This is a genomic window from Bacillus fungorum (assembly GCF_002746455.1).
Lineage (GTDB): Bacteria > Bacillota > Bacilli > Bacillales > Bacillaceae_G > Bacillus_A > Bacillus_A fungorum.
Map to the genome: position 1 here is coordinate 309708 of NZ_NWUW01000002.1, position 23304 is coordinate 333011.

The following is a 23304-nucleotide window of genomic DNA, read 5'->3' on the forward strand; positions in this document are numbered from 1 at the left end:
AGATACCTATTATTATAAATATGTAATTTTTACAAAGTGCATATTGAAAGCATAGTATAATATAATGGATGATTATAAAAAATAATTAAAAATGAGATAAAGGAGTAAAAATATGGATTATGTGCTAATAGGTGTCGTTTTAATATTATTAGCTGTAGTGTTTGTACTGTTTTATAAAAATAAACAGCTAGAATCAGAGAGTCAGCAAGTAGAATTTGAAAAGAAACAAGCGATTGAAACGTACGAAAATGAAATTGCAGCTACGGTTACAGAGCATAAAGAACAACAAAATACATTGAAAAATATGGAACAGAAGAAATACAATGATTTACAAATAAATGCAGCTAGAGAACTTGAAAATATGCGTATGATGAAAAATCAATTAGCTGTACAGCATAGTAAAGAACGCAGTGAAATGCAAGAAAAACATAGTAACGAAATACATATGTTTCAAAAGTTAATTTCAGATTTGCGAGAGTATACGAAAAATGGAGCTGAAGTGAATACACACGAAACATTACATTATATGAAGCGTGGCTTCGTAGAGCAAGGCATAATACTAGATAATGAATTTCATATTATGCCGAATGTTTTTATAAGGAATGAGCATGGAGGAAATGATTTTCGAATTCATCATCTTGTTTTAAGTAAAACGGGCATGTATCTACTTGAGACGAAAGAATGGACAGGGAAATTAATTCATGGCTTAACGAAAGAAAATGCTAGTATATATTCATTTATGATTGATGAAATTGGCAAGTATCAACAAGAAGTAGAGAAAGAAGAGACACTTGAATGTATTACAGGTGAAGATTCATTAATGATGCAAGTGAAAAATGAAGGGAATCCAGTATATAGGGCGAAGAAACTATCTCATATGCTATACAATTGTTTGAAAGAAATGCAAGTTGATATTGTAAAAGAAAACGTAAAATCGATTGTATATTTTTATAATGAGAGTGGAAAAGAAGTGCTAGATCTTTCTAAAGAAAAAACGCCGAGATTAAAAGATAGAGAGCAAATTGTAACGTTCTTCAGAAATGAGATTTTAACAGGGAAAGTAATTTATACAAATCAAGATTTAGAAAAACTTCGAGAAATTATTAGCCGGATGAATTATAGAATGAATTAAAAAGAGGTGGGCTATCTGAGTGCTATATTGAGGGGGATTTTGTATATTTATTTTTGTTTGTATATACTAATGTATCTTGTGTTTATTTTCATTATTGATATGGCTCATACGTCATTAAGTGTAACGAGTATTTTTGTAGTAGTCATGCCATTTGTGGTATTAATTATAATTCAAAAATCTATCTTATATGTTTCTAAAAATCGTAATGAAGAAAAGAAGCAAATGTCGGGGGTATTAGTAGTAGCGCTTATTCCGTTAATAGTGTGCACATGGCAATTAAGTATGAATAAATACACTTCCAAGTTTAATCAAGAGCGGTGGTTAAATGTTGAAGAAAAACGGGTACACATGGTAGAAGATTTATTGCAAAAATATAAATTAACAGGGAAATCAAATGAAGAAATTATAAAATTATTAGGAGAGCCTACTCAAACAAGAAATGGAGAAGACGGGGTTATCACTTCGTACTATCTTGGAGCTGAACGTGGTTTTATTTCGATAGATAGTGAACAGCTTGTTTTACAATTTGATAGAGATGGTAAAGTTGTGGAATATAAGGTGCATAACGATTAAATAAACGTAGAGAGAAGCTAATATATTATAGCTTCTTTTTTATATTCCAATATAGTAAATACAGGAAAATAGTAGTCATTCCTATCTATACGAATTGGAATGAGTCTGTTATATTGTAAATGGTTATGTTGTTTAATAGTTTAGTAGATAGCCTATATTTTGGTTGAGGAGGGGAATTTTAACACGGATTTAATGATATGCGTGTTAAGTATTATGATGAAAAAAGGATTTTATAATGTTTTAGCTGCATCAATTGTATTTAGTATGGTAACGATTCCGAATTATTCCTATGCTAACGAGCTTGAAAAAACTGTTACAGTTTCACCTGATGAACAAGCTTTAAAAAGTATTGAAAACCATATGAAGGATGAAGATGGTCGAGGAGAAGATAAAGGAGTAAAAAATGAAGTACAAGGTGATTTTCTTGTACATATAGTGAAAGAAGTACCTTTATACGATTCTAGTAATTTTCAAAAAGAGACAGGGGTTCGTATTTCTAATCAAGTCGTAAAGGCTGAGAAGAGAAAAGGGAACGCTTACTACGTTCAAACTTCATCGGGAACGGGATGGATACAAAATAGTGATGGGAATATAGAGGTTAAAGAAATTCACCCATTATTAAGTGAAAAGTTAGTTATTAATGAAGAAACCTCTACTTACTCTGAACCATTTACTTCATACAAAGAAGAAAATGTGTTGGAGCCACAAACTATTCAGGTAATTGGACAAGCAGGAGAATGGTTCCAAGTCAAAATAAATAATGAGATGAAATGGATTCATTCACCTTCAGCAAAGTTTGAAGGAACAAAATCTTCGCTTATTCAAGACACAACACCAACACGTACAAAACGTGCAGCAGTTATGTACGCTGCACCAATAGAAGAGAAAACAACGGATATTTATGGTGTAACTTTAAAAGAAATGATTGTACCGAAAGGAAATGAAAATATTCGTCCAGGTTATGCGATGAAGCCGAAATATATTACGATTCATGAGACAGATAATTACAGTGTTGGGGCAAATGCTAGAAACCATGCATTATATTTATATAACCAAGCAACGGGAACGGAAGATCGCTCAGCGTCTTGGCATTTTACGGTAGACGATAAAGAGATTTATCAACACCTTCCATTAAACGAAAATGCTTGGCATGCTGGAGATGGAGCAGAAGGAACTGGAAATCGAGAATCAATTGCGATTGAAATTGCTGTAAACGAAGATGGTGATTATAATAAAGCTGTTGAAAATGCTCGTAAATTAACAGCTTATTTAATGGGAGAATTACATATTCCTTTAGAAAATGTGAAGAAGCATCAATTTTGGAGTGGGAAGAATTGTCCGGCTATTATGATTAAAAATAATGCGTGGGAACCATTCTTACAAGGAACAAAAGTTTATTATGATGCGAACCATAAAGATGATATAACAGGTGGTTGGTATGAAGCAGACATTCGTGAATTAGATAAACGCGGTATTATGGTTGGGGATGGAAAAGGTTCTTATTGGCCAGAGCGTCTTGTAACACGTGGTGAATTTGCGAATTTAATATCAAGATCATTGCAGTTACCTGAAGGGTCATCGAATTTTAATGACTTAAATACAGCACATTCATCGTTAATAGATGGTATTTATCGTGCAGCAAGTGCCGGGATAATAAGTGGTAGAGGAAATGGGGCATTTGCTCCAAATGATACAATTAAACGAGATGAAGCTGTTATCATGATTGACCGTGCACTGCAATATAAAAAAATTAAAGGTAACTTAGTTCCGTTACCATTCTCGGATCAAAATTTAGCATATGATAAACAAGCTGTACAACGTGTTTATGGATTAGGTATTGTAAAAGGAAATGAAAATAATGAATTTATGCCGAAAGGTTCTGCAACGCGTGGGGAATCGGCGGCATTTATTAATAGAATGTTAAAAGTAATAGAAAGTAAATAATGAAAATGCATTCGCTTTTGCGAGTGCTTTTTTATTTTTCAATATGTTACGAAAGGGAGGGAAGGAAATTGAGTGGAATAAGGAATGAAAGCGGAGGTGATGCATATATATAGATGCATTGGGTTGTTTTTATCGTGCATAAACGAACGGCCCGATTATAATCAGTGTGGAATGGATCAAACCCTTACTGATTAAAGTTTCACATTATCATATTGTATAAATAAAAAGGAGGTAAGACGGTGAAAGCAATACCGACTGATGTCCTGAGTAAAGAATTGATGGAAAGAGAAGGCGTTATATCTATTACAGTAAAGGAATTTGAAAAGATAGAAGTAGCTGGGGTAGTAGTTGCTGGCCCTGCGGTTATTTTGATTAATCAAGATTAAGTACATAGTATCAATTTTGAAAAGTATAAAAAGCATCCGTCCAGGGCGCTTTTTATTTGTATGCAAGGAGGAATATGATGGATAATTGGATTACTGGAGGGAGAGTATGTGGCAATTATTATAACGATGTTAGTAATGGGGGTTTTATTAGGATTTGTTGGAGCAGGGGGAGCTGGTTTTATTATCGCAATACTCACTTTAGTATTCCATATTCCTATTCACGTTGCGCTTGCAACGTCTTTAACTGCCATGGCATTTACGACATTATCTGGGGTTATAAGTCATTATCGTGAAGGAAATGTTGTATTTACTATAGGCGGGATTGTTGGTGGATGTGGAGCACTGGGTTCTTATATCGGTTCCAAAATTGGTTCACTTATACCACCGTATCTTCTTCATTGGTTTACAGCTGGAATGCTATTTTTATCTGCAATTTTTATGTGTATTAAATTAATTAAGTTTAAAAATAGGGAAGAATTACTTTTAGCAGAAATTAAAGATATTTCGAAAGAAAACATAATGAAATGTATATGTCTTGGATTAGTCACTGGAATGATGGCTGGTTCATTCGGGATTGGTTCTGCACCATTTATTCAACTTGGATTAATGGTTCTATTAGGATTGACGATTCAGCAATCTGTAGGAACAACAATGCTTGTTATATTGCCGATTGCGATTGGGGGTGGGTTAGGATATAGTTCAGAAGGATATCTAGATTATATATTATTATTGCAAGTATTAATTGGGACGATGTTAGGAGCTTATATCGGTGCGAAGTTTACAAATTATGCACCACGTATGCTTTTGAAGTTTTCAATGATTATGACACCAGTTTTCGCTGGATGTATGTTATTAATGGAATAAAAATAATATAGCAAACTAATATGTTTTACGAATGAATTATGTAAGTAATTCATATTTCCCATATAAAAGGATTTGTTTTAATATAATGAGTATAAAGTTCGAGTATTCGAAGTACTACTTGAATTATATCCCTATCCCTTTTCTAAAAATGCGAACAAGTTTTGCCCTATTCTATTCAATATTTAATTGTATAGAAATATATTGTTCGATGACCATTATGGAACGTACATAATGGGAAAATCCCGATCCTCAAAGAGGATGCCCCTAATCTTCATGTGAAAATATGATCGGATAAGAAAGCTGGCCAATTGATGGTCAGCTTTCTTTTTGTTCAAAAACTAGTTCTTCTTTAATTTCGGTTTGTAATAATAAAGCTTTTCCGAAACGACGTTTACATTCTGCACGCACTTTTTCAATGGCTAGTAGCTGAGTAGTGGCAGGAACCGTGACGATAGCTTGGCGAGGTTTTCGATTTTCTTCACAAAAGACACATTCCACAACATATTTAGAAATCATATTTTCATCCTTCCGTTTTTAATTTCTAAGAAGGGATTGTCTATGAAGTTGATGTAAGCTTTCGTCATCGTTTTCCTTTTTTCCTCTTTTTTCAAGGAGAAAATAAAAAAGGAGACGAATAGTAGTAGGGGAGGGATGTATATGGAAAGATGGATAGGTTGTGCAGCAGTATGTGTAAATGAAAGAAATGAAGTTTTAATGGTATTGCAAGGACAAAAGGGTGAAGAAAAAAGGTGGTCCGTCCCAAGTGGAGGACTTGAAAAAGGAGAAACACTAGAGGAATGTTGTATCCGAGAAGTTTGGGAAGAAACAGGTTACAATGTGGAAGTTGTAAGTAAAATATACGAAAAAGAAGGTATTACATATGGGGTTCCTGTATACGTTCATTATTATGTCGTAAAAAAAATAGGCGGTAGTATGAAAATCCAAGATCCTGATGAGTTAATACATGAAATTGCTTGGAAGAGGATAGATGAAATGAAGGAATTAACGTTATCTTTCCCGGAGGATTATGAGATTTTAAACAAATACATAAATAAAAAAGCGAGTGTTTAAACACTTGCTTTTTCAATGTATCCACGATAAGAAAAGCGGAACGATAACTAAACTAGCTCCTGCAGTTAAAAGCATAGATAAACTTGCAATCGTTCCTTCTACAGGACCAATTTCGAAAGCTTTTGATGTACCGGTTCCATTTGCGCTCGTTCCTAACATAATACCTTTTGCAATTGCTGTTTTAATACGGCATATACGAATAAGAGAAGGTCCGAGCAATGCTCCTGTTAAAGCAGTTAAAACAACAAACACCGCTGTTAATTGTGACATACCACCAATCATTTCTGAAATAGCCATTGCAATTGGAGTCGTTACAATATGAGGTGCTAAACTATGTTCTAGTGTTGAATCAATTTGAAAATAATTTGCTAGTAGTGCTGAAGTAATAACGGATAAAAACGAACCGACAATGACATTAAGTAAGATAGCCATCCCATGTTTTTTTAATAAATCAAAGTATTTATAGATTGGCCATGCAAAAGCAACTGTTGCAGGTTTTAATAATTCTGTTAACCATTGACCACCTGTTTCATATGTTTCATAAGGTGTGTCTAGTCCGAGTAATAAAGCAATTAAAATAATTGGACAGATGAGAAGAGGAGAAAGTAGGCTCCAATTCCAGCGTTGATACATTTTCTTTGATATCCAATATGTGAATAGTGTTAATAGTAAACAAAGAAAGCCGATCATTGTGCTGATCCTTTCCGCTTTAGTAGCAATTCTGTTAAGAGTCCTGTAACGAGAGTGACACAAAGTGTACTAATCATAATAATTAAGATGAGATCGATTCCATATTGTGATAGTGTATCTTTGTAGCGTATGACAGCGACTGCAGAAGGAATGAAAAATAAAATAAGTTCTTTTAATAAAAAGTCTGCACCGTCCTGTATCCACTCTTTTTTCACTAGGTTAAATTTTAACGAGATTAATAATAAAAAAATACCGATAATACTTCCTGGAACTGGGAGGTGTGCCTGTTTTGCAATCCATTCACCTGTCCAAGCGAAACAAAATAATAGTAAAATTTGTCCGCTTAATTTCCACCATTTCATACAGTAACCACCTCTTTCTTTTTTTACATAAAAATTGTAAAAAAGAATTAACAATTTCTACTATACGTTCATTCAAAAAATTTGTCTAATATATAAATTATATGCTATTAATATATTAGACGTATTAATTGAAATGGAAAAGGGTGTCCAAAATGGAATTACGGCATTTGCAATATTTTGTTGTAGTGGCAGAGGAGTTACACTTTGGACGAGCGGCTGCTCGTTTACAAATGACACAACCACCGCTTAGTCAACAAATTCAGCAATTAGAAAAAGAAATGGGAGTTATGTTATTTTCAAGAACGAAGAGAAAGGTTGAATTAACAGAAGCTGGAGAAATGTTTTTGAAAGAAGTAAAAAAAGCGTTCGAACAAATTGAAAAAGCGGTAGAGATTGCACAAAGTGCCCAAAGGGGAGAAGTGGGCTCACTTTCAATTGGTTTTGTAGGTGCGGCGATATATGATATTTTACCATCTATCGTAAGGGAGTATAGAAAGAAATTTCCGAGGGTGTCTGTTGCATTACATGAATTATCTACTCCAGATCAAGTGCATGCACTTCATGATAATCGTATTGATATTGGATTTTTGCGTCCACCAATCCCAACACAATTATTAGAATTAGAGCCAATTCAAAAACTATCTTGTACGTTATGTTTACCGAAGGCTCATCCACTTGCAGAAAAAGATGAAATACATATAGAAGATTTACGGGATGAACCGTTTGTATTTATTACGAGACCAGTATGGCCAGCTTTGTATGATACAATATTATCTCTTTGTAGAGAAGTTGGATTTAGCCCGCGTATTGTGCAAGAAGCAACGGAGTATCAAACAGTTATGGGACTTGTAGCAGCTGGGATTGGAATTACAGTAATACCTGTATCGGCAAATAAATTGTATAAAACAGAAGTTGTATATAAAGAGCTATATGATTCTAATTTTGTTGCAGAAATGTCAGTAGCTTACAAAAAAATGAATAGCAATCCAGAGCTTTTAGAGTTTTTAAAAATTGCAAGAGAGAAGAAAAGAATAGAAGTTGAGGATGAGATTAATTAAGTTATTAAAAAGTACACCTCATTAAACACTAAAGCGGAAAGGCAATATAATTGCCTTTCCGCTTTAGTGTTCTTTTTTTAGTTCTATACTAAAGAGATAAGCATGTTCATTTTTGTTTTCTAGGACTAAAGACTTAGAGGAAATTCCGATTGTAGTGCGATGTTTAAAATGTCATATTTTTATACACTAGTAGTATAGAATGCGTATGTAATAAGGTAGGGGAAGAATTTTATGTCTTTATGTCGGTTAGCGAGAAAAAATATAAGAACATTTGCTACCAAAAGGATGAAGCAATTTATGTGGATTGCTATGAGTACTATGATTTTGTTTTTTATGATATCGCTACAATTTAATGAAGTAGTTGCTGGGGAATTAGGGACTACGCTTTTATTTCAAATGTGTTTTTACACGTTGTTTATCGTAGTCATTTTCATATGTACGTTTATTACATATAAAATGACTTATTCTCTTCTGCAAGTGAGGAAAGAAGAAATGAAATCTTATGTAGCAGAGAATAGGAAGAGAAATGATGTACTATGTTTATTATGTCAGGAGCAATTATTTATTTATGGAGCAGCGTTTGTTTTTGGATTAGTTAATGGGATGTTATTTTTGAAATTATTTACGATTATCTTTATGAAAATAGCAGGAATACAAGGGGGAAATAGTGCACCGATTACAATATATGCAATAGTAGTTGTTAGTGTAATTATAATCGTTATCTTCCTATTATCGATGGTGCAATGTTTTCGATTTGTTCAAAGTTTACAAGATAAAAATTCATTTCATTTCAAGGAAAAGGCATGAGGAATCATGCCTTTTTCTATTTTACACATAAAAATAATCATGTTACAGTGTAAAGACTTGACAAAGAATGGGAAGGAAAGGTTGTATAGAATGACAAATGAACAATCGATTGTAAAGGTTGAGCGGTTAACGAAGCGAATCGGTTCAAAGACACTTGTAGAAAATATTAGTTTCGAAGTTAAAAAAGGTGAAGTAGTTGGTTTGCTCGGACCCAATGGTGCTGGAAAAACGACTTTAATGAGAATGATGGTCGGCATGATTCGTATGACAGAGGGAGAAGTTTGGATTGATGGTCAATCTGTAAAACAGCAATTTGAAAGTACTGCTTCTAAAATCGGAGCAGTAATTGAGACACCGGAATTTTATCCATTTTTGAGCGGCTATGAGAATTTAACATATTTCGGACGCATGAATGGTAATGTGACAGAAGAACGTATCGATGAAGTCGTGAAATTGTTAGGGATGGGACAAGTAATCGATCGCAAAGTAAAAGCATATTCACTCGGCATGAGACAACGATTAGGAATTGCTCAAGCCCTGATTCACGATCCAGATGTATTGATATTAGATGAACCAACGAATGGATTAGATCCTAGTGGAATACATGAAATGAGAATGTACATAAAGAAAATTGCACATGAACAAGGAAAAGCGGTACTTGTATCTAGTCACTTACTTTCAGAAGTTGAATTAATGTGTGACAGAGTTATCATTATTCAGCACGGAGAATATGTGGCGACGCAAAATATTCAGCATAGTCAAAGCGAAGAAATGGAGACAATCCGTATACGTGTAGATGATGCGAATAAAGCAGCAGAAATGTTAGACCAAGATGTTTTAATAAAAGGTAATGATCTACTTATTAATGTAAAAGATGAAGAAATCCCAAATGTTATTCGTACATTGCTTGAGAAAAATATTCAAGTGTATCGTGTATATGAAGAAAGAAAAACGTTAGAAGAGCAATTTTTAGAATTAACAGGGGGAAAAGATATTGTTTAATTTAGTGTATAACGAACTGTATAAAATATTTAAGCGAAAGCGAACGATTATTCCATTTACAGTTATTGCAGTATTAATAATCGGATTAGGATGGGTTACGGTCAAGTATTTAGAACCGGAAACAAAAGGATGGAAAGCCGATTATACAGAACGAACTGTAGAAATAGAGAAAAAGCTAGGCATGAAAAAAGAAGCTATTTTAGCAGAACGATCTGGGGACGAGCTTGTAAAGGAATATCAGCTTAAGATGAAGCATTTAGATACAGATACAGCACCGGCAAGCAGTTCTCCGCTTTCTTTCATGAGAGATACAGGTTTTATCGTATTTCCAATATTGCTCCCGTTTATCCTCGTGTATGCAAGTACAATTTTTGCGAATGAATATAGCTGGGGAACATATAAATTTTTAACGATACGACCAGCGAGTCGCTTTAAAATTTTGACAGCAAAATTTTTAGCAATTGTGATATTTGCAGCGTTATTGTTTATATTTAATATGATTTTCTCCACTTTATGTGGACTTGTTATTTATAAATTCCAGCAGCCTGCATGGAGCGAGTTTATTTTCCAAGATGGAAATATTATAAAACAAAATATTTTTGTAGAGGCTAGTAAGTATTATATTTTATCGTGGTTGCCGACGATTGTGTACGCAGCATTCGCATTTATGATTTCTGTGCTAACAAGATCTAGCGGAGGCGCGATTGGTATTTCACTATTTCTTGCATTATCAGGAAATATTGCATTACTAGCAGCAACTAGATACAATTGGGCGAAATATTTATTGCCGGCAAACACAGATTTATACAGTATTTCAAAGAATGGAAGTTTTATTGATGGAGTAACGTTCCCGTTTGCATCATGTATGTTATTACTGTATTTCTTTGTATTTTTAAGCATTTCCTATACAGTATTTTTAAAACGTGATTTAACTTAAAAAAGGAGCCGTTAAGTATTCTTAACGGCTCCTTTTTTATGCGAATTGTTTAAGGGCTTTTTCAGCTAACAAAGCGAAGTATTCTGCACTTATAGGTAATGCTCGCTCATCTACTGTAAAAGCAGGATGATGCCATTCATGTGTACCACTCGTTCCCATAAAGACGAATGAACCAGGTATTTCTTGTTGATAAAAAGAAAAATCTTCTCCGGCCATTGACGGGGTAGGGGAGATGATATTTAAATTCATTTTTTCGGCAACTTGAGTCGATAAGTTTGTTAGAGATGTATCGTTATGAACGGCAGGAGGACCTGGATAAAAACGAAATTCTGTTTTTACACCTAACGCATCAGAAACCCCATGAATAATACGTTTCATTAGAGCAGGAATCTTTTCGCGTGTTCCTGCTTGGAAAGTGCGAACTGTTCCTTCCAACGTAGCTTTTTCAGGAATAACGTTCCACGTATTTCCTGAATGGATGTTTGTAACGCTAACAACGGCATTATGAGAAGAACTTATATTTCGGCTTACAATTGTTTGGAGTGCCATAACAATTTGAGAGGACGCGACAATGGGATCTACCCCAGCATCTGGTACAGCTGCATGTGTACCAACTCCGTGAATTTCAATTTCAAATCGATCAACTCCGGCCATCAGTGGACCATCTTTAATACCGATTGTACCTACTGGTAAATCAGGTTTATTATGCATTCCGAAAATAGCTTGCACGCCATGTAGATGCCCGGCTTCGATGACTTTGCAAGCACCATTACTACTTTCTTCAGCTGGCTGGAATATAAAGCGTACAGTTCCGCTAAGAGAAGATTCTTTTTCCTTTAATAAATAGGCGGCACCTATAATAGCAGCTGTATGAAAATCATGCCCACAAGCATGCATTTTACCGTGAATTTTTGAAGCGTACGGCACATTTGTTTCTTCTTGAATAGGAAGGGCATCAATATCAGCACGGATTGCTATAAGCGGTCCGTTATTATTCCCCGAAATTTCAGCAATAACGCCTGTTTCTAAAGTAGAATTTATAATCGGAATGTTTTTCTCTTCTAACCAATTTTTTATAGCTTTCGTCGTTTCAAATTCTTCGTATGATAGTTCTGGATGCTCATGTAAATTTCGACGAATAGAAATTAGGGTTTCAGTTAATTGCTCTAGATTTGCTGCCACTTATAATGCCTTCTTTCTTAAATAAAGTATTTACATTAAGTATACAATAATAAAAGAGAGGATTCTCAAATGAAAATCCTCTCTCGTTTTATGCTGCTAATTTTTTGTGTGTATGATGTTTACGATAACGCCCACGGATTGCATAGGCAATTTGCGGGATTGCGATACCGATTAAAATAAGTGATACACCGAACCATTGCGAAGATAATACAGCTTCTTTTAAAACGAATACAGACATAATTGTTGTAACTGGTAGTTCTGCTGCACCAAGAATGGTTGCTAAGCCAGAACCGATCTTTGGAATACCAATTGTAAAGGCGATAGAAGGAATAACGATACTAAATGTTCCTAAACCTAAACTGTATTTCCAAAGACCTTCAGAAATGGCACCGTTAAAAATAAATGTTGGCGGGAATACGATCATTACTAAAGTTAAAGCGCCAGCCATTAAGAGAACACCACGTGGTAATGAAGGTACTTCAACAGCTACTTTTCCGCTCACGAAAATATATGTTGCAAATGTAACAGCAGATAATAAACCTAATATGATTCCAGTCGTATCGAAATCACCTGCTGATTTTTCTAGTAAACCGCTTGATAAAAATGTGCCTGCAAGTAAGAAAATAACAGAAATAACTTTTTCTCTTGAAGGTAAAGTTTTTGTTGCGACTGCTTCAATAATAATTCCGACCCAAACGAATTGGAATAAAAGTATAATTGCAATAGATGCTGGCACAGTTTTTAATGAAGCATAATAAAAAATTCCAGTGAAACTTGCAGATGTACCTGCAACGAATAAAATTAATGCTTGTTTTAATGGAACACGATGTCTAGAAAATAGAAGTGTAATAGCAAGCAAAATAATCCAACCGAACAAATATTGGCTGCCAATTACCTCTCCAAGTGAAAATCCTTCTGCATATGCAAGTTTAACGAAAATAGCTAAAATCCCATAACTACACGCTCCTAATAAAACTAAAAGAGAATAACGAAGCATGAAAAATTCCTCCCATCTATATGAAATTGTTCCATAACGGACATATATAACTAGAGGGAAGTATACAAAATTAAAAATGAAGGGTCAAATAAAAGAAAAGTGTGACATTTTATAGAATAATAATAAAAATATGATATTTATGCATAATCTTGAAATTAGTAATAATAGAAGTATTGTAAAATTAGGTTTGTATTGTATAGAGACAGCATTTGAAAAAAATATTTTTTAATCAATATGTATATAGACGTACTAATCATTTGAGAAACTATATTACCTTTGTTATGTTAATAACATTAGAGAGGTTTTGTAGTTTAATTGAGATTTTTCTATATAATAAAAGGAAATGAAAACGTTTTTTAGAAAAAGTGTGAGAGGATAGTTTTTCTTATTATCACGTTGGAAAAGTGATTTCACGAATTGTTCATAGCATTTTTATATGTTTTTGCTACAATATGTAAGGAGAGGAGTGGAATAATGCAAGATATTAGTATTTTTTTAGCGTTTGGTGCTGGGTTTTTATCATTTATTTCCCCATGTTGCTTACCGCTTTATCCGGCATTTTTATCGTACATAACAGGTATGTCGGTTTCTGAGTTGAAAGAAGAAAATGCAATGCTTCGCAAAAGAGGTATGATACATACAGCGTTTTTCTTACTTGGATTTTCAATTATATTTATTGCAATTGGATTTGGTACAAGTTTTATTGGAGGTATCTTTACAAATTATAAAGATTTAATTAGACAGCTAGGTGGTATATTTATCATCGTATTTGGTCTTATTATTGTCGGTGTGTTTAAGCCGAAGTTTTTAATGCAAGACCGTAAATTTACGTTTAAAAATCGTCCGAGTGGCTATTTTGGATCCGTTCTAATTGGATTGGCCTTCGCTGCAGGGTGGACGCCTTGTACTGGACCTATTTTAGTGTCTGTCATTGGATTAGCGGCAACGAATCCAGAATCAGCAATGGTTTATATGATAGCATACATACTTGGATTTGCTATCCCGTTCTTCGTACTATCATTCTTTATTACGAAAATGTCTTGGATTAAAAGAAATAGTATGAAATTCATGAAAATTGGTGGATACGTTATGATTGTCATGGGTATCTTCCTATATTTTAACTGGATGACGAAAATTATCGTATATTTCTCAAGTTTATTTGGTGGTTTTACCGGTTTTTAGTATTATTCTGCGAAAATGTTGGAAATACTAACGGAAAAGCATATAATGAAAGTATATTTTGCATATAGCCACAAAAAAGGATGAGAAAATATGAACATAGTTGTTTTATCCAGTATCGTTGCTGTTTGTATGGCTGTTGGTGCGATGTTTATTCGTTTAAAAGCAGCTAAGAAACCTGCAACATTGAAAAAAATTATACTCCCGCCATTTTTCATGAGCACGGGGGCATTGATGTATGTTTTTCCTGAATTTCGATTAACTCCAGCAGAAATGTTAGAAGCAATTGGTGTTGGTTTGTTTTTCTCTATTTTTCTTATTAAAACATCTAAATTTGAAATTAGAGGACAAGAGATTTATTTGAAGCGTTCAAAAGCATTTGTCTTTATATTAATTGGATTACTTGTCGTGCGGATTGTATTTAAAACATACTTAAGCCAATCTCTTGATTTAGGACAACTTAGTGGCATGTTCTTCTTACTTGCATTCGCGATGATTGTGTCATGGAGAATTGCGATGTACCGTTCCTTTACGAAATTACAGAAGGAAATGGAAAAAGAAGATGGTTTTTATAATGAAAAAGATATGAAGCTAACGTAAAGTATATATCTGTACAGAAAAAACAGCGTCAAAGACGCTGTTTTTTTATTGATATTAGTAATAATTTTTTGTTCCAATCGCAACGTATAAATTGTTTAGTCTTGCGGTTAACTTGTTTGAAAAATGAAGATTATTTTGCTAGTAAAGTTTTATAATTTGAATAATCAATCTCTTTTTCTTGTAGTTTTTTTACTAAAAATTTATGATCACGCTTCGGTGTAGCAATAATATACCCTTTAATAATTAAATCTTGTGTAATTTGAGAGGCTTTTTCTTGTAATGCCAGTTCACCGATTTTGCCAGCAATTTTTGATTTAGCAACATCGCGAAATAGTTCTGGAACAGGACTTACGAGCTCTTCTAACAATTGTTTCTGTTCGTCATCCCATAAATGCCTAGTTTTATTAATATAGTGCTCTTCCCAATCTAAAATGGACATACCATCTTCTTTCGGTAGTCGTTTTAAAAATTTTCTGAACATAAAGTATCCACCGATAGACATAAGTCCTAATAAAATAACAGTCCATAGCACAATGAACCAACTGAACCATCCTTCGAGCAAGCGTATCCCCCCTTAATGATTACGGTTTTCTTTTATTCATATTATAAACAGTGAGATTCATAGAAAGCAAGAACGCTTGATCATTTTGACCAAGCGTTACCATTTAAACAAAGTATAGTTGTTCAACACATAAATTATTATTATCATCTTCTACATATTCAATAATTAATGTGCCAACTTTACGATCTTTATCTTCAGTTGTGAAAATAGAGTAAGAAGTAAAACGTGCTGTTGATAGGCCGCTTATACGTGTAGGTAAAGAAATGTAGTTGTTATCGCGGAAGAATTCCATTAGTTCAATATCCTCAAATTCTTTTCGGTCAACTTGTTTGTTTGTATAGCGGCGTTGAAGTTGTTTTAAAGACTCATTCCAAGAAATTGCTTTTGTGTCGTATACCATTGTTCTATCTCCTTACTGTATGTAATCATTAAGAACATACGTTCTAATCTAGTATACTCTTTTTATTAGAAAAGGGAAAGCAAAAAATAATGTAAGCTTGGATTTCCAAGCTTACATTATTGATGCGTCCGTCATAATCTCTATTTTTTATTATAAGTTACATAAGAATAAGAAACAAGATGATATATATTTTGTTTGTAGTTTTCAAAATTCTGTATATTATAGTTTTACTAAAGTGAAAGGGAATGAGAGGAATGGCATATGTAATTTCACTCCAAGGACCGATGGCAAGTGGAAAAACAACATTGGCTAAAAGGGTAGAGCGATATGGGCTTTCAGTTATATATGAAAATCCTTATCCAATTGTAGAAAAGCGAAAACAATTAAATTTGGATATGAGTTCAAAAGAAGGATTTATTATGAATCAAAAAATGTTTATGGAAGCAAAAATAAAGGAGTTTCAAAATGTGAAAGATTCAGTCATAATTTTTGATCGTGGACCAGAAGACATTGAGTTTTATACACTCTTTTATCCAACGATTATAGGGGAAGAGTGGGATATAGAAACTGAATTAAAAGATGAATTATATAAATTAAGAGAATGCCGTTCGGATACGATTTTTTACTTAGATGTTACGAAAAAGAATGTATATAATAGAAAAAATAATGATAGAACAAGAAACAGAAGTACATTTGAGGAGCAATTTAAATTAGTAGAAACTGAAAAAGATTGGTATAAACAATTTCCTGTAACTTATGTGGACACGAATAGATTAACAGCGGACGATTTAGAGGAATATTTTATGGATTGGTTAAAGGAGAGAGGGTTATGAAAAAAATACTTTTATTTATATACCCAACATTTGCGGAGTTTGAAATAACAGTAGCAACGGCATTGCTGAAAAATAAATATGAAATCATTACAGCGGGCTTAACGAACGAATTGATTATAAGTGAAACAGGTTTGCAAGTGCAACCACATATAGAATTAAGGGCAGTGCGTATAGAAGAATATGAGGGAATTATTATTCCAGGCGGAGATGCGATACATATGAAGGATGCAGAAGGACTTTTTTCAGTCATCCGTCAATTTCACGAACAAGAAAAATTAGTAGCTGCTATTTGTGCGGGATCGTATGCGCTAGCAAAAGCAGGCTTATTCAAAGAAATCTCGTATACAGTAACTATGGATTATAAAAAATTAGATTGTTTTCCAGTAGAAAAATTTGTGTAAATAATTTGTGTACACAAATGGAGGAGATGAAAAAAATGTTTGAATGTGAGTTTAAACTATTGACGATTTAACCGTTTTCATATATTCTTAAATTAAGAAATATTCAAATAATTAAAAGAAATGAGAGAGTCACATGCTTCTTCAAGGAACACATCGAATTGGTCGTATGGCCATGCTGTTGGCACTTGCGGATGAGAATGAAAGCCCTGTATTATCTATCCCAAAAGGTTGGAAGTATTGTACGGGGAAAGTGGGTTCGATGAATTCGCAAAAGGTTGTCGCAGCAATGGAAACAGCGGCTAAGAGCAACCAAGTTATTGAAACAGACGTTTACAGAGAAACACATGCACTTTATCATGCGATTATGGAAGCTTTGTACGGAGTGACGAGAGGACAAATTCAGTTAGCAGACGTTCTTCGTACAGTAGGACTTCGGTTTGCGATTGTGCGCGGTACACCATACGATGGAAAAAAAGAAGGCGAATGGGTTGCTGTTGCATTATATGGAACGATTGGTGCACCTGTAAAAGGATCTGAGCATGAGGCGATTGGTTTAGGAATTAATCACATATGATTTGCCCATAGTCTATTAGTTAGAAGGGGGCCTTACTTTTTTAGGACAGAAGTCTGTCTTAAAAAGATAAGGTCCCCTTTTGCCTTTTTAAGGAGGAAAAAAGAATGATTACGTTAACAGGACATACATTGACAATTGAAGAAATGAAGAGGTTGTTACTTGAAGGAGAAGATGTAACAGCTTGTCCAAATAGTATGCAAAGGGTGGCAGAGTGCCGCGAAGTAGTTGAGAAAATTGTAGAGGACGGAAAAGTCGTTTACGGTATTACAACTGGATTTGGAAAGTTTAGTGACGTGCTTATTCAAAAAGATGATGTAAAGGCACTTCAACACAATTTAATTCAGTCACATGCATGTGGGATTGGTGATCCATTCCCTGAAGAAGTATCACGCGGTATGTTAATTTTACGAGCGAACACGATGCTTAAAGGAGTATCTGGCGTTAGACCGCTTGTAGTAAATATGCTTCTTGAGTTTGTAAATCGTAAAATTCACCCAGTCGTTCCGCAACAAGGTTCACTTGGTGCGAGTGGTGATTTAGCTCCTTTATCTCATCTTGCGCTCGTATTATTAGGCGAAGGTGAAGTGTTCTATAAGGGGAAACGAGTTCATGCGATGGTTGCTCTTACAGAAGAAGGTCTTGAGCCGATTGAACTTGAAGCGAAGGAAGGGCTTGCATTAATCAATGGTACGCAGGCGATGACAGCGCAAGGAGTTCTTTCTTATATAGAAGCAGAAGCAGCTGCGTATCAAGCTGAATTAATTGCTTCGATGACAATTGAAGGGTTACAAGGCATTATTGATGCATTTGATGAAAATGTTCATAAAGCACGTGGTTATAAAGAGCAAGTGGAAGTAGCGAGCAGAATTCGTGACATCCTTCATGATAGTAAGTTAACAACAAAACAAGGAGAACTACGTGTACAGGATGCCTATTCACTTCGCTGTATCCCGCAAGTACACGGTGCTTCTTGGCAAGTTTTAAATTATGTGAAAGAAAAATTAGAAATTGAAATGAATGCAGCAACAGATAATCCGCTAATCTTTGATGGCGGGGAAAAAGTAATTTCGGGTGGTAATTTCCATGGTCAACCGATTGCGTTTGCGATGGACTTCTTAAAAGTAGGAATGGCAGAACTTGCAAATATTTCAGAGCGTCGTATTGAGCGTTTAGTAAATCCGCAATTAAATGATTTACCGCCATTTTTAAGTCCAGAACCAGGACTTCAGTCTGGTGCAATGATTATGCAATATGCTGCAGCGTCACTAGTCTCTGAAAATAAAACGTTAGCACATCCGGCGAGTGTTGATTCAATCCCGTCATCAGCTAACCAAGAAGATCACGTAAGTATGGGAACAATTGCTTCACGCCATGCACATCAAATTATTCAAAATGTAAGACGCGTTCTTTCAATTGAGATGATTTGTGCGATGCAAGCAGCAGAATATCGCGGTATTGAAAACATGAGTACAGTGACGAAGAGTTTCTACCATCAAGGCCGTCAGCAAGTACCTTCTATTACAAATGACCGCATATTCTCAACGGATATTGAAAATATTGCGTATTGGTTAAAAACGAATTATTCGATAAAAGAAAGATTAGATGTAAACGCAGCACTATAAGATGAGAAAAGGGAGAGATTGAAATGGGAAAAGTTAAACAAACAATTCGCGCGCCAAGAGGTACTGAGTTACAAACAAAAGGGTGGGTTCAAGAAGCTGCACTTCGTATGTTAATGAACAATTTAGATCCTGAAGTTGCTGAAAAACCAGAAGAATTAGTTGTATATGGCGGAATTGGTCGTGCAGCTCGTAACTGGGAAAGCTACAATGCGATTGTAGATTCATTAAAAACATTAGAAAGCGATGAAACATTACTTGTTCAATCAGGAAAACCAGTTGCCATTTTTAAATCACATGAAGATGCACCACGCGTTCTTTTAGCTAACTCAAACTTAGTACCGAAGTGGGCGAACTGGGATCACTTCCGTGAACTAGAGAAAAAAGGTCTTATGATGTACGGACAAATGACAGCAGGCAGCTGGATTTACATCGGAACACAAGGTATTTTACAAGGAACATATGAAACGTTTGGTGAAGCGGCACGTCAACATTTCGGTGGTTCATTAAAAGGTACATTAACACTTACTGCTGGTTTAGGTGGTATGGGTGGTGCACAACCTCTTGCTGTAACGATGAACGGCGGTGTTGTCATTGCTATTGATGTTGATAAGCGCAGCATCGATCGTCGTATTGAAAAGAGATACTGTGATATGTATACAGAATCATTAGAAGAAGCGTTAACTGTTGCGAACGAGTATAAGGAGAAGAAAGAACCGATTTCTATTGGCTTATTAGGAAATGCGGCAGAAATTTTACCAGAGCTAGTGAAGCGTAATATTACGCCAGATTTAGTTACGGATCAAACATCTGCTCATGATCCATTAAACGGCTATATTCCAGTAGGTTACACATTAGAAGAAGCGGCAAAACTTCGTGAAGAAGATCCAGAACGTTACGTACAATTATCAAAAGAAAGCATGACAAAACATGTGGAAGCAATGCTTGCTATGCAAGAAAAAGGTGCAATTACATTTGATTACGGAAATAACATTCGCCAAGTTGCTTTCGATGAAGGTTTGAAAAATGCATTCGATTTCCCAGGATTCGTTCCAGCATTTATTCGCCCATTATTCTGCGAAGGAAAAGGACCATTCCGCTGGGTAGCACTTTCTGGTGACCCAAAAGATATTTATAAAACAGACGAAGTAATTTTACGTGAATTCGCGGATAATGAGCATTTATGTAACTGGATTCGTATGGCTCGTCAGCAAGTTGAATTCCAAGGTCTGCCATCACGTATTTGTTGGCTTGGTTACGGTGAGCGTGCGAAATTTGGTCGCATCATTAATGAAATGGTGGCAAATGGTGAATTATCAGCACCAATCGTTATCGGTCGTGACCATTTAGATTGCGGATCAGTAGCATCTCCAAACCGTGAAACAGAAGCGATGAAAGACGGTAGTGATGCAGTAGCTGACTGGCCAATTTTGAATGCATTAATTAACAGTGTAAACGGTGCAAGCTGGGTATCTGTTCACCACGGTGGTGGCGTTGGTATGGGCTATTCACTTCACGCTGGAATGGTTATCGTTGCAGATGGAACAGAAGCAGCAGCAAAACGTATTGAGCGCGTATTAACTTCTGATCCTGGTATGGGTGTTGTTCGTCACGTTGATGCAGGGTATGACTTAGCTGTGGAAACTGCGAAAGAAAAAGGCGTTAACATTCCGATGATGAAATAAGGAGGAGAAAACATGCTGGACACTTTACTAATAAATATCGGTCAATTACTAACAATGGATCAGGAAGATGGCTTGTTAAGACGGGAAGCGATGAACACGCTTCCTGTTATCGAAAACGGTGCGGTTGGAATTGAAAATGGTGTAATCACTTTCGTTGGAACAGCGGAAGAAGCGAAAGGACTTCAGGCGAAAGAAGTTATTGATTGCGGCGGGAAAATGGTTTCTCCTGGTCTTGTTGACCCGCATACTCATCTTGTATTTGGTGGATCTCGTGAAAATGAAATCGCACTAAAATTACAAGGAGTTCCGTACTTAGAAATTTTAGAACAAGGCGGAGGTATTCTTTCAACTGTAAATGCAACGAAACAGGCGTCGAAGGAAGAACTTGTTCAAAAAGCGAAATTCCATTTAGACCGTATGCTATCTTTTGGAGTTACAACTGTAGAAGCGAAGAGTGGTTACGGATTAGATGATGAGACGGAATGGAAGCAATTAGAGGCAACTGCACAATTACAAAAAGAGCATCCAATTGATTTAGTTTCCACATTTTTAGGTGCTCATGCAGTTCCGAAAGAGTATAAAGGTAGATCGAAAGAATTTTTACAATGGATGTTAGATTTATTACCAGAAATGAAAGAGAAGCAATTAGCGGAATTCGTTGATATTTTCTGTGAAACAGGTGTGTTCTCTGTTGAAGAGTCAAAAGAGTTTTTATTAAAAGCGAAAGAGCTTGGCTTTGATGTGAAAATTCATGCAGATGAAATCGACCCTCTTGGTGGTGCAGAAGCAGCGGCTGAAATTGGTGCAGCATCAGCAGACCATTTAGTTGGTGCTTCTGATAAAGGAATTGAAATGCTTGCAAACTCTAATACAGTAGCCACTTTATTACCAGGAACAACTTTCTATTTAAATAAAGAAAGCTTTGCACGTGGACGTAAAATGATTGATGAAGGTGTTGCAGTTGCGCTAGCTACAGACTTTAACCCAGGTAGCTGTCCAACTGAAAACATTCAGCTTATTATGAGCATCGCAATGCTGAAATTGAAAATGACACCAGAAGAAGTTTGGAATGCAGTAACAGTTAACTCTTCTTACGCAATTAATCGTGGTGATGTAGCTGGGAAAATTAGAGTTGGTCGCAAGGCAGATTTAGTTTTATGGGATGCTTACAATTATGCTTACGTACCGTATCATTACGGCGTAAGTCATGTAAATACAGTATGGAAGAATGGTAATATCGCATATACAAGAGGTGAACAATCGTGGAGCACGGCCACTATTTAAAGAAAAATGCAAAGTTTATTGATCGTGAAGTGACGAAATGGAGTGAGATGATTAAAGATTGGGAGGAAGGCGTGGAAATATTCGGTGCTGCCTTAATTGGAGCCCCTCTTTCTAAACCATCTATTAGTCATTCAGGAGCAAGTTTTGCCCCAAAAACAATTCGTGCAATGTTAGATGCATATAGCACGTATGCAATTACAGAAGAACACGATATGAAAGAAAGTGTCTTATATGATTGCGGCGATATTACGATGCATGTGACGGATATAAAAGAAAGTCATAACCGAATTGTGAAATCAGTTGCCCACTTAACGAAAGTAAATCCGAATATGATACCAATCGTTCTTGGCGGTGATCACTCGATTAGTTTTCCGAGTATAACAGGGTTTGCAAATAGTAAAGGGAAGGTCGGTATTATTCAATTTGATGCCCATCATGATTTACGTAATTTAGATGATGGTGGTCCATCAAATGGCACACCGTTCCGTAGTTTACTAGAAAATGATGTCATTACAGGAAAACAACTCGTTCAAATCGGAATTCGTAATTTTTCAAATGCACGAGCGTACCATGAATATGCAAAAGAACATGGCGTGAAGGTGTATACAATGAAAGATGTACGCGAGAGAGAAATCAAAGATATTATCACGGAAAGTATTGAAGTATTAAGAAATCAAGGCGTGACTTCTATTTACATTTCTCTTGATATGGATGTATTAGATCAAGCATTTGCACCAGGTTGTCCAGCAATTGGTCCTGGCGGAATGGACAGTACGACTTTACTTGATGCAATTGAATTTCTTGGTAAAGAACCGCTCGTTCAAGGGATGGATATTGTAGAAATTGATCCAACCCTTGATTTCAGAGATATGACGAGTCGAGTAGCTGCGCAAGTGATTATGAGTTTTCTTTTAGCGAGAGAAACAGTTAGTAAGCAGGTTAGTATATAGACCGAAAAGTAGATCCTTTATCTATGCCTTATCAAAAACACATTACTACTTAAATGTAGTGATGTGTTTTTATGTTAAAAGAGAATGTGAAATTAGAATGGATGTAGGTGGAACAGTTAATAAAACTGTGGGTTTTCTATTGATATTCTGTAAATTTAATTTCTTACTCCTGAATGATTGACATAAAAAATAATTTTATGATAAAATAAAAT

25 protein-coding genes and 1 pseudogene are annotated in these 23304 nt (G+C 35.2%); 19 read left to right on the top strand and 7 right to left on the bottom strand.

All coding sequences use genetic code 11. The features are described 5' to 3' along the window. The first annotated feature begins 112 nt into the window (after positions 1-112). The 5 genes from CO726_RS04300 to CO726_RS04320 all read left to right on the top strand — a co-directional run bounded on the left by CO726_RS04300 (position 113) and on the right by CO726_RS04320 (position 4899). Entirely contained in the window at positions 113-1132 is a 1020-nt protein-coding gene (locus tag CO726_RS04300; protein ID WP_099683408.1) for a nuclease-related domain-containing protein, read from the top strand. 6 nt (positions 1133-1138) lie between these two features. Beyond that, positions 1139-1705, top strand: a complete 567-nt coding sequence (locus CO726_RS04305; RefSeq protein WP_099683409.1) for a hypothetical protein — start codon at positions 1139-1141, stop codon at positions 1703-1705. Between the two features lie 216 nt (positions 1706-1921). Continuing rightward, entirely contained in the window at positions 1922-3649 is a 1728-nt protein-coding gene (locus CO726_RS04310) for an S-layer homology domain-containing protein (protein WP_099683448.1), read from the top strand. Between the two features lie 239 nt (positions 3650-3888). Further along, positions 3889-4035, top strand: coding sequence for a BC1881 family protein (locus CO726_RS04315; protein WP_000644411.1), 147 nt, complete (start codon positions 3889-3891; stop codon positions 4033-4035). 108 nt (positions 4036-4143) lie between these two features. Further along, a complete protein-coding gene (locus tag CO726_RS04320; protein ID WP_099683410.1) occupies positions 4144-4899 on the top strand; it encodes a sulfite exporter TauE/SafE family protein in 756 nt (251 codons plus the stop codon). 315 nt (positions 4900-5214) lie between these two features. Here CO726_RS04320 and CO726_RS04325 read toward each other — a convergent pair whose 3' ends face one another. After that, positions 5215-5415 carry a DUF3903 domain-containing protein gene (locus tag CO726_RS04325; protein ID WP_000624206.1) on the bottom strand — a complete coding sequence of 67 codons (201 nt, stop codon included), beginning with the start codon at positions 5413-5415 and terminating at the stop codon, positions 5215-5217. A gap of 141 nt (positions 5416-5556) precedes the next feature. Between CO726_RS04325 and CO726_RS04330 the strand changes: the two genes are divergently transcribed. Next, complete coding sequence (locus tag CO726_RS04330; protein ID WP_000442971.1) at positions 5557-5970, top strand: NUDIX hydrolase; 414 nt, start codon at positions 5557-5559, stop codon at positions 5968-5970. A gap of 12 nt (positions 5971-5982) precedes the next feature. Here CO726_RS04330 and CO726_RS04335 read toward each other — a convergent pair whose 3' ends face one another. Then, positions 5983-6660 carry an LrgB family protein gene (locus tag CO726_RS04335; protein WP_098760037.1) on the bottom strand — a complete coding sequence of 226 codons (678 nt, stop codon included), beginning with the start codon at positions 6658-6660 and terminating at the stop codon, positions 5983-5985. Further along, entirely contained in the window at positions 6657-7022 is a 366-nt protein-coding gene (locus CO726_RS04340) for a CidA/LrgA family holin-like protein (RefSeq protein ID WP_099683411.1), read from the bottom strand. Before CO726_RS04340 ends, CO726_RS04335 begins: the two co-directional genes overlap by 4 nt. Before the next feature lie 152 nt (positions 7023-7174). Between CO726_RS04340 and alsR the strand changes: the two genes are divergently transcribed. The 4 genes from alsR (at position 7175) to CO726_RS04360 (ending at position 10826) form a co-directional block, all read left to right on the top strand. Further along, positions 7175-8080: an acetoin biosynthesis transcriptional regulator AlsR gene (gene alsR / locus CO726_RS04345; RefSeq protein WP_000423226.1), complete on the top strand. Its 906-nt coding sequence runs from the start codon at positions 7175-7177 to the stop codon at positions 8078-8080. A gap of 231 nt (positions 8081-8311) precedes the next feature. Further along, positions 8312-8887: an FtsX-like permease family protein gene (locus CO726_RS04350; RefSeq protein WP_099683412.1), complete on the top strand. Its 576-nt coding sequence runs from the start codon at positions 8312-8314 to the stop codon at positions 8885-8887. Positions 8888-8977: 90 nt separating this feature from the next. Next, on the top strand, positions 8978-9889 hold the full coding sequence (locus CO726_RS04355) for an ABC transporter ATP-binding protein (RefSeq protein WP_136699353.1): 912 nt from the start codon (positions 8978-8980) through the stop codon (positions 9887-9889). Further along, positions 9882-10826 carry an ABC transporter permease gene (locus CO726_RS04360; RefSeq protein WP_099683414.1) on the top strand — a complete coding sequence of 315 codons (945 nt, stop codon included), beginning with the start codon at positions 9882-9884 and terminating at the stop codon, positions 10824-10826. The genes CO726_RS04355 and CO726_RS04360 overlap by 8 nt, the downstream gene beginning before the upstream one ends. Positions 10827-10862: 36 nt before the next feature. Here the strand turns inward: CO726_RS04360 and CO726_RS04365 are convergent, their stop codons facing one another. Next, entirely contained in the window at positions 10863-12008 is a 1146-nt protein-coding gene (locus CO726_RS04365; RefSeq protein ID WP_099683415.1) for a M20 peptidase aminoacylase family protein, read from the bottom strand. Between the two features lie 88 nt (positions 12009-12096). Beyond that, a complete protein-coding gene (locus tag CO726_RS04370) occupies positions 12097-13005 on the bottom strand; it encodes an EamA family transporter (protein WP_099683416.1) in 909 nt (302 codons plus the stop codon). Between the two features lie 474 nt (positions 13006-13479). Here CO726_RS04370 and ccdA point away from each other — a divergent pair, with 474 nt between their 5' ends. Further along, the gene (gene ccdA, locus CO726_RS04380; protein WP_099683417.1) at positions 13480-14187 is read left to right on the top strand and encodes a cytochrome c-type biogenesis protein CcdA; all 708 of its coding nucleotides are present in this window, start codon (positions 13480-13482) and stop codon (positions 14185-14187) included. 90 nt (positions 14188-14277) lie between these two features. Next, positions 14278-14784, top strand: coding sequence for a CcdC family protein (locus CO726_RS04385; RefSeq protein ID WP_001028639.1), 507 nt, complete (start codon positions 14278-14280; stop codon positions 14782-14784). Positions 14785-14914: 130 nt separating this feature from the next. Here the strand turns inward: CO726_RS04385 and CO726_RS04390 are convergent, their stop codons facing one another. After that, complete coding sequence (locus tag CO726_RS04390; protein WP_000889382.1) at positions 14915-15346, bottom strand: DUF2621 domain-containing protein; 432 nt, start codon at positions 15344-15346, stop codon at positions 14915-14917. 103 nt (positions 15347-15449) lie between these two features. After that, positions 15450-15746: a hypothetical protein gene (locus tag CO726_RS04395; protein WP_099683418.1), complete on the bottom strand. Its 297-nt coding sequence runs from the start codon at positions 15744-15746 to the stop codon at positions 15450-15452. A gap of 245 nt (positions 15747-15991) precedes the next feature. On the opposite strand from CO726_RS04395, the gene CO726_RS04405 reads away from it, so the two are divergent. From CO726_RS04405 to hutG, 7 genes and pseudogenes are all read left to right on the top strand, one after another. Then, entirely contained in the window at positions 15992-16579 is a 588-nt protein-coding gene (locus CO726_RS04405) for an AAA family ATPase (protein WP_136699355.1), read from the top strand. Further along, a pseudogene (locus tag CO726_RS04410) lies at positions 16576-16977 on the top strand (DJ-1/PfpI family protein); the annotation flags it as partial. The gene CO726_RS04405 and the pseudogene CO726_RS04410, both read left to right, overlap by 4 nt. A 136-nt stretch (positions 16978-17113) precedes the next feature. Then, positions 17114-17554 (top strand): histidine utilization transcription antiterminator HutP, encoded by a 441-nt coding sequence (hutP, locus tag CO726_RS04415; RefSeq protein ID WP_000926516.1) that lies wholly within the window; start codon positions 17114-17116, stop codon positions 17552-17554. 104 nt (positions 17555-17658) lie between these two features. Then, positions 17659-19176, top strand: a complete 1518-nt coding sequence (hutH, locus tag CO726_RS04420; protein WP_099683421.1) for a histidine ammonia-lyase — start codon at positions 17659-17661, stop codon at positions 19174-19176. A gap of 23 nt (positions 19177-19199) precedes the next feature. Further along, positions 19200-20858, top strand: a complete 1659-nt coding sequence (gene hutU, locus CO726_RS04425) for a urocanate hydratase (RefSeq protein ID WP_099683422.1) — start codon at positions 19200-19202, stop codon at positions 20856-20858. Between the two features lie 12 nt (positions 20859-20870). After that, positions 20871-22142, top strand: coding sequence for an imidazolonepropionase (gene hutI / locus CO726_RS04430; protein WP_000887529.1), 1272 nt, complete (start codon positions 20871-20873; stop codon positions 22140-22142). Then, complete coding sequence (hutG, locus tag CO726_RS04435; RefSeq protein WP_099683423.1) at positions 22121-23092, top strand: formimidoylglutamase; 972 nt, start codon at positions 22121-22123, stop codon at positions 23090-23092. Before hutI ends, hutG begins: the two co-directional genes overlap by 22 nt. Positions 23093-23304 lie beyond the last annotated feature (212 nt).